9 protein-coding genes are annotated in these 12,745 nt (G+C 67.1%); all 9 read right to left on the minus strand.

Annotated elements, in window-relative coordinates; all coding sequences use genetic code 11:
* Positions 1-2: 2 nt before the first annotated feature.
* A complete protein-coding gene (locus G503_RS0107420; RefSeq protein ID WP_156891962.1) occupies positions 3-542 on the minus strand; it encodes a hypothetical protein in 540 nt (179 codons plus the stop codon).
* Complete coding sequence (locus tag G503_RS0107425) at positions 505-1,884, minus strand: Y-family DNA polymerase (protein WP_028027083.1); 1,380 nt, start codon at positions 1,882-1,884, stop codon at positions 505-507. Before G503_RS0107425 ends, G503_RS0107420 begins: the two co-directional genes overlap by 38 nt.
* A gap of 87 nt (positions 1,885-1,971) precedes the next feature.
* The gene (locus tag G503_RS0107430; RefSeq protein WP_028027084.1) at positions 1,972-2,667 is read right to left on the minus strand and encodes a DNA alkylation repair protein; all 696 of its coding nucleotides are present in this window, start codon (positions 2,665-2,667) and stop codon (positions 1,972-1,974) included.
* 254 nt (positions 2,668-2,921) lie between these two features.
* Positions 2,922-4,253 (minus strand): NADP-specific glutamate dehydrogenase, encoded by a 1,332-nt coding sequence (gdhA, locus tag G503_RS0107435; protein ID WP_028027085.1) that lies wholly within the window; start codon positions 4,251-4,253, stop codon positions 2,922-2,924.
* Positions 4,254-4,455: 202 nt separating this feature from the next.
* Positions 4,456-5,187: a hypothetical protein gene (locus tag G503_RS0107440; protein ID WP_156891963.1), complete on the minus strand. Its 732-nt coding sequence runs from the start codon at positions 5,185-5,187 to the stop codon at positions 4,456-4,458.
* A gap of 75 nt (positions 5,188-5,262) precedes the next feature.
* The gene (uvrA, locus tag G503_RS0107445; RefSeq protein WP_028027087.1) at positions 5,263-8,178 is read right to left on the minus strand and encodes an excinuclease ABC subunit UvrA; all 2,916 of its coding nucleotides are present in this window, start codon (positions 8,176-8,178) and stop codon (positions 5,263-5,265) included.
* Between the two features lie 214 nt (positions 8,179-8,392).
* The gene (locus G503_RS14315; RefSeq protein ID WP_051191041.1) at positions 8,393-9,697 is read right to left on the minus strand and encodes an MFS transporter; all 1,305 of its coding nucleotides are present in this window, start codon (positions 9,695-9,697) and stop codon (positions 8,393-8,395) included.
* A 678-nt stretch (positions 9,698-10,375) separates the two neighbouring features.
* On the minus strand, positions 10,376-11,320 hold the full coding sequence (locus G503_RS0107460; RefSeq protein WP_235715518.1) for a tyrosine recombinase: 945 nt from the start codon (positions 11,318-11,320) through the stop codon (positions 10,376-10,378).
* A 44-nt stretch (positions 11,321-11,364) separates the two neighbouring features.
* Entirely contained in the window at positions 11,365-12,720 is a 1,356-nt protein-coding gene (gene trmFO, locus G503_RS0107465; RefSeq protein ID WP_235715519.1) for a methylenetetrahydrofolate--tRNA-(uracil(54)-C(5))-methyltransferase (FADH(2)-oxidizing) TrmFO, read from the minus strand.
* Positions 12,721-12,745 lie beyond the last annotated feature (25 nt).

The following is a 12,745-nucleotide window of genomic DNA, read 5'->3' on the forward strand; positions in this document are numbered from 1 at the left end:
CCCTACCCATCGGCGCCCAATGGCTCGAGGGCGCAGATGTCGGCAAAGGGGATGCGCATGCGCACGATCCACAGATCGCGGTAGACGAGGTCGACCTGGCTCACGACGCCCTCGCAGCTATGGTAGGCCCCGTCGCAGTAGAACGTGCAGCGCACGGATCGTCCGCGCCGCAGGGCGGCAACGGCCTCGTCGAGCTGGGCAGACTCCTCCTCGGTGAGGGGCCGGCGGCGCTCGGGCACCGCCTCTTTGGCGTGCACCAGCTCGTAGTAGCCGCGCAGGGCGGCGAAGGGCGAGAACTGACGCGCCCTGTCGGGATGGGGACGCCCGAGCCCCTCCGGCACCGGTCGCGCCAGCCGATCGTCGACCGACTCGCACTCGGCCGCCGCGCGGGCCTTGGCACCCGGCGACAACGACGCATCGTCCCGCGCACCGCCCCCCGATGCCACAACCTCGCCGTCGGCGCCCACCTCTTCCCAGACGAGATCGGTGAACAGATCGTCACGCTCATCCACGGTGGCCACCCACCAACAGATTCCGCTCACGCCCCATGGCGTGCTCCTTCAGGCTGGTGCCCTTGATGAGGGCGTTCTTCCCGAACTTTCCCTTTACCGCCAATACCGCCTCCTGACGGCGCCGCTCGCGAGCCTCGGCCTCCACGTCGGCGAACAGATCGAGCGTGGCGAAGTCCTCGTCGACTAGGTTGCCGAAGCCGATGTTGATCTTGCGGATGAGCCGCGTCGGATCCACGGTTTCGCGATAGAGCGCCTCTACCAGTGGGAACAGCTTAGCAAAGGAGTTCGTGCGCTCGGCGATGCGGCGCCCACCGCCGCCATGGCCGCTCCCACTGCCGCCATGGCCGCTCCCACTGCCGCCGACGCGACGCAGGCCGTGGCCGTTCTCGAACCACTCTCCGCCCTCGGCAGCCGCCGCCTCCTCACCCGGGACGCCCGATGCTGCCACCCGTTCGCGCTGGTACATGACCTGCAACGAGATATGGTCGGTGACCAGGTGCTTTTCCACGAGATCGAGCACAGTGTCATCGCACATCTCGCGCAGCACCATGAGACCGTCATCGAAGCTGTAGCCGCAGGGCAGCACCTGGCCGTTCATGAGCGAAGTGGACGAGGGCCTATAGGCCTTGATCTCGGCGATGGTGCAGGGCTCCAGTCCCCAGGCGTGATCGATCAGGTACTCGGCATTCACCCCGAACTCCCGATAGAGCACCGCGGGGCTCATCTCGGTGATGCCGCCCAAATCGTACACGCGATAAGATGCGAGCCTCCGCGCGATACCCGGGCCGATGTTCCAGATGTCGGTGATGGGCCGATGGGGCCAGATCTGCTCGCGGAAGCGGCGTTCGTCCAACTCGCCGATGCCGTCATCGGCATGCTTCGCGGAGATATCGAGGGCCACCTTCGCAAGGAAGAGGTTCGGTCCGATGCCCACCGTGGCGGGGATGTCCGTCTCGGCGCGCACCGCATCGCGCAGGGCGCTGGCGAACTCGCGGGCCGTCATATCGTAGAGGCCGAGATAGGCCGTGGCGTCGATGAAGCACTCGTCGATGGAGTACGGATGAATGTCGTCGGGGCTCACATAGCGCAGATAGACCCCGTAGATATCCGCCGATGCCTGCATGTAGGCGCGCATGCGCGGCTTCGCCACGATGAAGTCGATGGTCTCGGGGACTTCGAACAGCCGGCAGCGGTTGCGCACCCCGAGGGCCTTCAGCGCCGGGCTCACCGCCAGACAGATGGTGGTGACCGTGCGGTCGGGATCGGCCACCACAAGCCGGGCCACCATGGGGTCAAGCCCACGGGCCACGCATTCCACCGAGGCGTAGAAGCTCTTCAAATCGATGCAAACGTATGTGCGCTCTTGTTCCATGGCGTCAGTATATCATGGAACATCGGTTCGCTTCTTATATTCTCGGGCATTTCGGCGCGGCGCAAGCGGGAGCAGAAGCTCGTCCACTCAAGAGAGCCGCCGCCTCAGGGCGCGCAGATGCTCCTTCTGCTCGGAGGCGATGCGGCGGCTCTCCACGGCCTTCTGGATGGCCTTGTTGTGCGTCCATACGTCGAGCGCTCCCGAGGCGATAACCTCCTCGGCGGCGACAGGCTGCTTCGCCAGCGCCTCGGCGAAGTACCAGGCGCGCATCATGTTCACATAGTACTCGGGACGTGAGATGCCGACGACCCACCCGAAGTACTCCGGCCGAAACCGCTCCTCCAGGAACAGCTGCATGAGCACACCGATGGCGAAGCGCACCGTGTACTCGTGGTCGCTTTCCAGCCACGCCCGCGCCTTCGCCAGCGCCGCCGTCGGGTCGGCGGCGAGCCCGCGACAGGAGAGCTGATCGCAGGTGGCCCAGTTGTCCACGAAGGGCAGGAAGTTCTCGATGGCCCCGACAAGCCGGTCGAAATCGCGCTCCCGTGCGATGACGAACGAGTGCAGCTGGTTCTCTTCGAAGGTGCCGTGGGGCAGCGCCGCCAGAAACTCCCCCGCATCCCCGCGCCGGGCAAGCCCCTTCGCGAACTTCCGCAGATCCGGCGTGCGCACGCCCACAATAGTGGCCGCATCAATATTCGGGATGAGCTTCGCCTGGAACGCGCGGTACCCCTCATCGGCATGGGAGGTGAGAAACGCCTCGATGTCTTCCTGAATCGCCATCGTGCCCCCTCTTCCGTAAACAAAACCCATTCTAGCACGCAAAAAAAGAACCCCAGCTCGCACCGGGGTTCTTTGCGCAACTCACAGGTCGTTCGTAAAGTCAGCGAGCGGCTCTGACACGTTTCGCATTGGCCCGCCTTTGGGTCAAGTTGGCTTCGCCAACGCCGTGCCCAAAACAAGGGGCAAGGCGAAATGCGCCAGAGCCGCGCAGCGTCGGCGGGTCCGTTCGTCCCGCCAGGGCGAACGGAACTCCCTTACACGATGCCCTGGGCCATCATGGCGTTGGCGACCTTCTCGAAGCCGGCGATGTTGGCGCCCATGACGTAGTTGCCCTCGTGGCCGTAACGGCGGGCCGCATCGTCGATGGCGTGGTAGATGGACACCATGATGCCGTTGAGCTTCGCGTCCACTTCCTCGAAGGTCCAGGACAGGCGCTCGGAGTTCTGGGACATCTCCAGACCCGAAGTGGCCACACCACCGGCGTTGGCGGCCTTGCCGGGGAAGAACACGACGCCGTTATCCAGAAGGTACTCGGTGGCGTCCAGGGTGGTGGGCATGTTCGCGCCCTCGGCGAGGATCTGGCAACCGTTGGCCACGAGCGCCTTCACGTCGTCGATCATGACCTCGTTCTGGGTGGCGCAGGGCAGCGCGATGTCGCAGGGGGTGACCCACACGCCGCGGCCCTCATGGTAGGTGACGCCCTCGCGGCGGGCGGCGTACTCGGAGATGCGGCCGCGCTCCACTTCCTTGATCTGCTTCACCAGCTCCACATCGATGCCCGCCGGGTCGTAGATCCAGCCGGTGGAATCGGACAGGGTAACCACCGTGGCGCCGAGCTGCTGGGCCTTACTTGTCGCGTAGATGGCCACGTTGCCAGAGCCGGAGATGCAGACGGTCTTGCCCTCGAAGCTGTCGCCGGTGCACTTCAAGTGCTCCTGCACCAGGTACACCAGGCCGTAGCCGGTGGCCTCGGTGCGGGCCAGCGAGCCGCCGAAGGAGAGGCCCTTGCCGGTGAGCACGCCCTCGAAGACGTCCTTCATGCGCTTGTACTGGCCGAACATGTAGCCGATCTCGCGGGCGCCCGTGCCGATATCGCCGGCCGGCACGTCGGTGTCGGCGCCGATGTGGCGGGCCAGCTCGGTCATGAAGGACTGGCAGAAGCGCATGACCTCCATGTCGGACTTGCCCTTCGGATCGAAGTCGCAGCCGCCCTTGCCGCCGCCCATGGGCAGGGTGGTCAGGCTGTTCTTGAAGATCTGCTCGAAGCCGAGGAACTTGATGATGCCCAGGTTCACCGACGGGTGCAGGCGAAGTCCCCCCTTGTAGGGGCCGATGGCGCTGTTGAACTGCACGCGGAAGCCGCGGTTGACCTGCACCTTTCCGTTATCGTCCACCCAGGGCACGCGGAACATGACCACGCGCTCGGGCTCCACGATGCGCTCGAGGAGGGAGGCCTGCTCGTATTCCGGATGGGCCTCGATGACCGGCTCCAGGGACTGGAGCACCTCGGTGACGGCCTGGATGAACTCGGGCTGCTCGGCGTTCTTCGCCTTCACCTGCTCGATGACGTTCTCGACGTAACTCAATGCGGACCTCCTTGACGTGAACGGGTGCGCGGGCCGCAGGGCGCGACCGTGCTTCTGGCCGCATTATAGGGCGGTGGGTTCGCGAACGTTGACTTATTAACTGACCGGAAACAAAGAACGCGCCCCGTTAACATTCTGGAAATGACGAGCGGTCTGAGAGGGCGGGAACAGCGCGCGACGGGCCCGGGCGGCCTCTCCCCCCCTACAGGGCGGCGTACACCTTCGACGAGGGAACGTTCAGGGAGGTGAGCAGCACGACGCCCACGGCCTCGCGCTCGGGGGCGTACACGATATGGGCGCCCTCGGTGCCCTCGCCGCGGCCGGGCTCGGCTTGGGAATCGTCGGTGACGATGACGGCTTGGAAGCCGTCGGTCGTGGCCAGGCACGACAGGCGCGGCACGAGGCACACGAGCGACTGGGCGCCCGCGTCCAGCAGCTCCTGGCGCAGTTTCTGCAGCTGCTTCTTGGTGGCATAGTAGTCGATGGCCACCACGCCGATCTTGCGGTCGCCAGCGTTCAGCACCGTGGGCGTGGTGTAACGGGACAAATCGGCGATGTTCAGGGTGATGACGCCAGCGCCCTTGTCCTCGTACAGGTCGCGCACGTCCGAGGAGTACACGGGGCGCTCGCGCATGGACAGCGGCAGCTTCGACAGCTCGGCGGCCACCATGGCGCCGATGCTCTTGGGCTGTTCTGTCAGGCCGCCCTCCTGGGCGGGGGCCATGGCGGGGCGCAGGGCATCCAGCGGGTCGTAGGTGCCGTCGTAGACGATGGCGGTGTAGCCCTGCATCTGGCCGAAGGCGTCGTCGACCACCGAGGCGGCCACGTTCCAGGAGCGGCCCGTTTCGAAATAGCGCAAAAGCACGCTGCCGCCGAGAATGACGAGCAGCGCGAACACCAAGAGAGCCACTTTTTCCCGCGTGCGTTTCTTCATAGCCCTTAATTATAGCGAACCCCCGCCAGGGCGAACCCGACGGGGGCCGATGTCCACGAGATGGGCGCGGCAGCCCTAGGCCACGGGAGGCCTCTTCGCCTCTTCCAGCATGCGCTTGACGAAGCGGCCGGTGTAGGAGCCCTCCACCTCGGCCACTTGCTCGGGCGTGCCCGTGGCGATGATGGTGCCGCCGCGGTCGCCGCCCTCGGGGCCCAGATCCACGATGTGGTCGGCGCACTTGATGACGTCCAGGTTGTGCTCGATGACAAGCACCGTGTTGCCGGCGTCCACCAGGCGCTGCAGCACCTCCAACAGCTGGCGCACGTCCTCGAAATGCAGGCCCGTGGTAGGCTCGTCCAGGATGTAGAAGGTCTTGCCGCTCTGGCGCTTCTGCAGCTCGCTGGCGAGCTTCACGCGCTGGGCCTCGCCGCCCGAGAGCGTGGTGGCCGGCTGGCCCAGGCGAATGTAGCCGAGGCCCACATCGAACAGCGTCTGCAGCTTGCGCTTGATACCGGGGATGTTCTCGAAGAAGTGCAGCGCGTCTTCCACGGTCATGTCGAGCACTTCCGAGATGTTCTTGCCGCGGTAGGTCACCTGCAGCGTCTCGCGGTTGTAGCGCTCGCCGTTGCACACCTCGCAGGGCACGTACACATCGGGCAAAAAGTGCATCTCGATCTTGATCTGACCGTCGCCCTTGCAGGCCTCGCAGCGGCCGCCGCTCACGTTGAAGGAGAAGCGCCCGGGCGCATAGCCGCGGGCCTTGGCCTCCTGCGTGCTGGCGAACAGGGCGCGGATGTCGTCCCACAGCCCGATATAGGTGGCCGGGTTCGAGCGCGGGGTGCGCCCGATGGGGCTCTGGTCGATGTTGATGACCTTGTCGAGCTTGTCCAGCCCGGTGATTTTGCGGTAGGGCCCCGTGCGGCGATGGGCGTGGTTCAGGCGATTCGCCAGGGCCGGGGCCAGGGTGTCGGTGATAAGGGAGCTCTTGCCGGAGCCGGACACGCCGGTGATGACCGTCAGCGTGCCGATGGGCACCTCCAGCGTGACGTTGTTCAGGTTGTTCTCCGTGGCGCCGGTCATCTTCACCGAACCGCGCTTGGGGCGGCGCCGCTCGGCAGGCACCTCGATGCGGCGGCGACCCGCCAGGTAGTCGGCGGTGATGGAGCCTTCCGTGGCCATGACCTCGGCCGGGGTGCCCGCGGCGATGACCACGCCGCCGTGCTCGCCGGCGCCCGGCCCCATGTCCACCACGAAGTCGGCGGCGCGGATGGTGTCCTCGTCGTGCTCCACCACGACCACAGTGTTCCCCAGGTCGCGCAGGCGCTCCAAGGTGGCGATGAGCCGCTCGTTGTCGCGCTGGTGCAGACCGATAGAGGGCTCGTCCAAGATGTAGAGCACGCCCATGAGCCCGGCGCCGATCTGGGTGGCGAGCCGGATGCGCTGGGCCTCGCCGCCCGAGAGCGTGGCCGTGGCCCGCTCCAGGGTGAGGTAGTCGAGCCCCACGTCCACGAGGAAGCGCAGACGCTCGCGGATCTCCTTCACGATGGGCAGGGCGATGACCGCCGCCTGGCCGGTGAAGTGCAGGCCCTCGAAAAAGGCCAGCGACTCGGCCGCCGACATCTCGGTGACATCGTGGATGGACCGGTCGTTCACCGTGACGGCCAGAATCTCCGGCTTCAGGCGCTGGCCGCCGCAGGTCTCGCAGGGCACCGTGGCGAAGTAGGCGGCCAGCTTCTCGCGCTGGGCATCGGACTGGGACTCGGTGTAGCGGCGCTTCACGGCGCCCAGCACGCCCTCCCACTCGATGTACCAGTAGGTGTCGCGGCCGTCCACGGTGCGGTAGTCCACGCGCACCTTCTCGTCACCCAGGCCGTGCAGGATGGCCTTCTGGGCCTTCTTGGGCATGTCCTCCCAGGGGGTGTCGGCATCGGTGCCCACGTGCTCGGCCACGGCGCGCAGCACCTGGGGATAGTAGTTGCCGCTCTTGAAGGGAGCGATGACCCCCTCGTTCAGGGTAAGGGACGGATCGGGCACCACAAGCGACGCGTCCACCTCGTCGCGGCTGCCGATGCCGAGGCAGTCGGGACAGGCGCCGTAGGGGGCGTTGAAGGAGAAGTCGCGGGGCTGCAGCTCGTCCATGGAGTGGCCGTGCTCCGGGCACGCCAGCGCCAGCGAGAACAGGTGCTCCCCTTCCCCGAGCCCGCCCGTGGCCCCCGAGGAGGTGCCGCCGGCCTCGCCGAGCGGTGCGCCGTCGGGCCCGAGCACCTGCACGAGCACGCGCCCGCTCGCCAGCTTGCAGGCCAGCTCCACGCCCTCGGCGATACGGCTTGTGGCCGACTCCTTCAACGTAACGCGATCCACGACGACATCGATGAAGTGCTTGATCTTCTTGTTCAGCGTGATGGGCTCGCCGGTCATCTTCACGATCTCGCCGTCGATGCGCACGCGGGAGAAGCCCTCCTTCTGCAGATCGGCGAAGAGCTTGGTGAACTCGCCCTTGCGGCCGGCCACCACCGGCGCCATGAGGATGGCCTTCGTGGCCTCGCCCTGGGCCCCGTCGCCCAGGCGCAGAATCTCGTCGGTCACCTGGTCGGTGGTCTGCTTCTTGATCTCGCGGCCGCACTCGGGGCAGTGGGGCACGCCCACCCGCGCGAACAGCAGGCGCAGGTAGTCGTAGATCTCGGTGGTGGTGCCCACGGTAGAGCGAGGGTTCTTCGAAGTGGTCTTCTGGTCGATGGACACGGCCGGGGAAAGCCCGTCGATGGAGTCCACATCGGGCTTAGACATCTGGCCTAGGAACATACGGGCGTAGCTGGAGAGGCTCTCCACGTAGCGGCGCTGGCCCTCGGCGTACATGGTGTCGAAGGCGAGGCTCGACTTGCCCGAGCCGGACAGGCCCGTGATGACCACGAGCTCGTCGCGGGGTATGGTGAGATCGACGTCCTTCAGATTGTGCTCGCGGGCGCCTTTGATCACGATTTCATTTGCCATAGATCGCTTCGTTTCCTTCGCGGACGTGACGCAGCGGGCGCCCTCGTCGGCGGCCCGCTGCCAGTTTCTTCGATTCGTCGGCCTATTGTAGTGGGGAACGGGCGGCGATGCCAGCCCTAAAGGGAACTTTTGTTCGCCTTCATGGAATCTTCGCAGGGGTCAGCCCGGAACAGGCCGATGGCCGGCGCGGACGGGGCCAGAGAAGCGGAAACCCCTAGCCGATGGCCGGAGCGGCGTCCTCCCCCGCTGCCGCGGACGTCTCATCAACGGGGACGAGGGCCGGGTTGCGCTTCTTGTGGAAGGCGCGCAGGGTCAGCCGTGCGGTCTTGCGACGCGGACGGGGCGCGCGCACCGTGGCCACGACGAAGGCGCAGGACGCGGCCAGGATCACGGCCATGACGGCGAACACCACGGGGAAGGACGTCGCCCCCAGAAGCGCGCCGGCAACCAGCCCCGTCACAGCCGAGCCAGCATAGGCCACCAGGTTGATGGAGGCGAGAATGGCCGATACCTGCAGCACGTTCACTTCCAGAAGCAGCATGCGCAGGGCCGTGGCCAAACAGGCGCCCATGGAGAAGCTGAACACCGCGCAGGCCGCCATGAAGGCCAGCTCGGCTCCCGTAGCCACGAACAGGGCGAGGGCCGCCGTAGAGGCCACCACCACGGCGAAGGACACCGCCAGGGCCTTCTTCGGATGGAACTTCTGCACCGCCGGGCCGCCGAGGACGCTGGGGGCCATGGCCAGAGCCAGGATGATCGAGCCCGCGAAGGGCGAGGCGGCTCCGAAGCAGGTGTAGGCGATGGGAGCCGAGAACGACTGAAAGAAGCAGCCCACCATCCATGTGGCCAGATACACCACGGCCACGGCCACGAACAGGCGGCGGCCGTCGCGGGGCACGAAGACGCGCGGGCGAATGGAGGCTCGCAGCGACACCGTGCGGTCGAGGGGCTCGTGAATGAGCGGCATGAGGAACAGGCAGATCGCCAGGATGGCGATCATGAGGCCGTAGATGACCGTGAGGTTCTCCACCACATCGTAGAGCACGCCCACGCCGATGGAGCCGATCATGATGCCGAACATGGCCCCGCAGCTGGCCACGGTGGAGCCCCAGCCGAGGTGCCTCTCCCCCACGCAGTCGATGACCAGCGATGACACGGCACTCATGCCGAAGCCGGCCGAGAGCCCCTGGACGAAACGGGCCGCGAGCACATCGGCGCCGCTGGCCGCGCGCAGGAACATGATGCAGCCGAAGATGGCGAGCATGACCGTGAGACAGGCGATGGGCACGCGCCCGAAGGAGTCGGAGATGCGGCCGGCGAACAGCAGGGTCAGCGTGACGCCGACAAGATAGGTGAACATGGTGTTCGAGATGTCGGCCGTGGTCAGACCGATGGTGGCCTGGTAGTCGGCGTACAGCGGAATGGGCACCGCCGTGGCGGCGAAGATGGCCAGAAACGCGGCGGTCGCGAGGGCGAATCCGCGCAGCGATTGGGCGTCGGTGAGCTCTGCCTTGTGCATCCTTTTCTCCGTGTGCGTTCGAGTTTGCCAGCCGTGCCCTCCGCCGCGGCATCGATGGGGCCGTTGCGGGAAGGTGCGAGCAGTATGAACCTCGCACGCGGGGAATTCAAGGGGAAATGCCAAGTTCGCCGCTTAGCGATGAAACGGCCCCACTAGGCGCTCGGAGCCGACGGGGCGACGCCCGTGCGAAGCCGTATCGGGGCCGCTTGCCGCGAGTGCTCCCAGCCGGCGCGGCGACGGGCGCTCTGGCAGCCTGCGAGATGGTCGGCGACCCGGTTGCCGCCGCCGTCCCGCCAGTCGATGGTCGCGGCGAGAACCTACATTACCACGTGGGAGGCGGATTGCATGAGATAGGGGATGTAGGCGAGGACGACGAGGGCGGCCCAGAAGAGCATCTTGGCTTTCTTGCGACTCATGGTTCCTCCCTTCGGCGGCGACGATCGCCCCGGCGGGGCAACCGTCTCTGTAACCTAGGGCGATTCTCCCACAGGGCGCCCCGGGCCCTGACCGCGCAGGTTAACCGTAGCGCCCGCGCAACGAGCCTGAAAATACCGCGGAACACCTCCGTTGGGGAATTGTTGATTGGAAGAGGCGACGGGCTGGCCTGAGGGCAGACCCGCGCCCGTGCGGGCGGCCTGAAGCCCGCCCTCCCGGGGCCACCTCCCCCTTTTTTTCCGACTAGGCTCGGGGATGGGCAAGCTTGTGTATGTCCTTCAGGCGGTCAGGGCTCACGTGGGTGTAGATCTGGGTGGTGGACAGGCTCGCGTGGCCCAGCATGTCCTGAACGCTGCGCAGATCGGCACCGCCCTCCAAAAGGTCGGTGGCGAAGGAGTGGCGCATGGCGTGGGGCGACAGGCCCTCGTCGAGGCCGGCCAGGCGCAGGGCGCGCTTGAACATCTTGCGGATGGCATCGGGACTGACTCCGTTGCCGCGATTGGACACGAAGAAGTAGTCGCTCTCGCGCTCCCCCAGCAGCTGCGGCCGTGCCTCGCGCTGGTAGCGCTCCATAATGCGGGCCGCCGTGCGCGAGAGCGGCACGATGCGCTCCTTGGCACGCTTGCCGAACACCTTCACCTCGAGGGCGGAAAAGTTCACCCATGCCTCGAGCAAGCCCGATGCCTCCGATACACGGGCTCCGCAAGAGAAGAGGAACTCCAGAATGGCCTGATCGCGCATGTCCGCCGGCGTCTGCTCACGGGGCTCGCCGAAGGCATCCTCGTCTCCGAACACCCCGAGCAGCGTGACCATATCGGCATTGGTGATGACCTTGGGCAGGCGGCGCTCCCCCTTCGGCGCCTGGGCCACGCAGGCCGGGTCGTTCATCGTGCGCCCGGTGCGGTTCATCCATCGATAGAACGACCGCAGCGCCGAGAGGTGCCGCTTGATGGTAGTGCGAGCATAGCGCGCCTGGTCGAGCTCGGCCAGGTAGCGCCGCAGCTGGCGATAGGTCACTTCGCGGGGGTGGACGTTCGCCCGCCGCGCCCAGCGCAAATACCCCAGCACGTCGTCGCGGTAGGCCCGCACCGTATGGGGCGAGGCGCCGCGTTCCACGGCGAGGGCGGCGCAGAAGGCCTCCACGTCCTCGAAGCCTGGCAGCGACGCGTCCTCAGCCGACAGTTCCATGCGCTGCGCCCTATCGGAGGCGCGCCCCTCCCCCGCAGCCGCCGTCATCGCGGCATCAGGCCTACAGCGTCCAGGGCCTCGCGGTAGGAGGCCAGGGCCGCCTCGGCGCGGGCCGCATAGGCGCCGTAGCGCTCGCGCTTGTTGCGCACGGGCGGCTCCAAGGGCCGCATCAGACCGAAGTTCACGTGCATCGGCTGGTAGTCCGTCGTGGCCTCATCGGTCGCGTAGGCCAGCAGCGCGCCGTACACCGTCTCGGGGGGCAGCGGCGGCAGGGCCACGCCCCGCAGGTCGGCCGCCACCGCCAAGGCCCCGTGCAGCCCCGATCGGATGGCCTCGCAGTAGCCCTCGGTGCCGGCGAGCTGGCCCACCACGTACACGGGCACGCCCACGGCGCGGGCGGCCTCGGTGCCCAGGCGGCCATGATCGTCCAGCAAATGCGGCGCATCGATGAAGGTGTTGCGGTGCATCACGCCGTAACGGGCGAACTCGGCGTTCTCCAGCCCCGGAATCATGCGAAACACCCGGCGCTGCTCGGGGAAGGTCAGGTTGGTCTGGAAGCCGACGAGGTTGTAGCTCTGCCCGCAGGCGTCCTCGGCCCGCAGCTGCAGGGCGGCCCAGGGACGCCGTCCCGTACGGGGATCGGTCAGCCCCACGGGCTTCAGCGTGCCGAAGCGCGGCGCGTCGCGACCCGCGCGGGCGATCTCCTCGATGGGCTGGCAGGCCTGGAACAGGTCCCGGCTCTCGAAGTCTTTCGCGATAACCCGCTCGGCCGCCAGCAGCTCGTCGACGAACCGCTCGTACTCGTCGCGCTCGAAGGGCGCGTTCAGATAGTCGCCGCCCTGGTCGGCGTCCTCGTAGCGGCTCTGGCGGAAGACGCGCTCCCGATCGATGGAGTCCGCCATGATCACCGGCGCCGCCGCATCGTAGAAGGCCAGCGCGTCGCTGCCCGTGAGATCGCGCAGCGATGCCGACAGGGCGTCGGAGGTGAGCGGGCCGGAGGCCAGCACGATGGCATCGGCGCCCGCCACCAGGGCCGCCACGTCGGTCGCCTCCTGACGGCACAGCTCGATCAGAGGGTGATCCTGCACCTGCGCGGTGATCATCTGCGAGAACAGCACGCGGTCCACGGCCAGGGCTCCGCCCGCCGCCACCGCCGTGCGCTGGGCCGCCTCCAGCAGCGGCGAGCCCAGCAGGGCCAGTTCGCGCTTCAACAGCCCCGCCGCGCTGTCGGGCTTCGTGCTCTTGAGCGAGTTGGAGCAGACGAGCTCCGCCAAGCCGTCGGTATGGTGGACGGGGGTGGGGCACATCGGGCGCATCTCGATGAGACGCACCGCTATGCCGCGGTTCGCCAGATCGAGCGCCGCCTCGCTGCCCGCGAGACCGCCGCCTACTATGGTCACATGGTATGTCATAGCCCAACAGGAT

This window comes from Adlercreutzia mucosicola DSM 19490 (assembly GCF_000422625.1).
Classification (GTDB): Bacteria; Actinomycetota; Coriobacteriia; order Coriobacteriales; family Eggerthellaceae; genus Adlercreutzia; species Adlercreutzia mucosicola.

Excerpts from the sequence above, each read along its gene's own strand:
- G503_RS0107430 (WP_028027084.1), bottom strand. The coding sequence starts at position 2,667 with ATGGCGATTCAGGAAGACATCGAGGCGTTTCTCACCTCCCATGCCGAT.
- G503_RS14315 (WP_051191041.1), bottom strand. The coding sequence starts at position 9,697 with ATGCACAAGGCAGAGCTCACCGACGCCCAATCGCTGCGCGGATTCGCC.
- G503_RS0107440 (WP_156891963.1), bottom strand. The coding sequence starts at position 5,187 with ATGAAGAAACGCACGCGGGAAAAAGTGGCTCTCTTGGTGTTCGCGCTG.
- G503_RS0107460 (WP_235715518.1), bottom strand. The coding sequence starts at position 11,320 with ATGGAACTGTCGGCTGAGGACGCGTCGCTGCCAGGCTTCGAGGACGTG.
- uvrA (WP_028027087.1), bottom strand. The coding sequence starts at position 8,178 with ATGGCAAATGAAATCGTGATCAAAGGCGCCCGCGAGCACAATCTGAAG.
- G503_RS0107425 (WP_028027083.1), bottom strand. The coding sequence starts at position 1,884 with ATGGAACAAGAGCGCACATACGTTTGCATCGATTTGAAGAGCTTCTAC.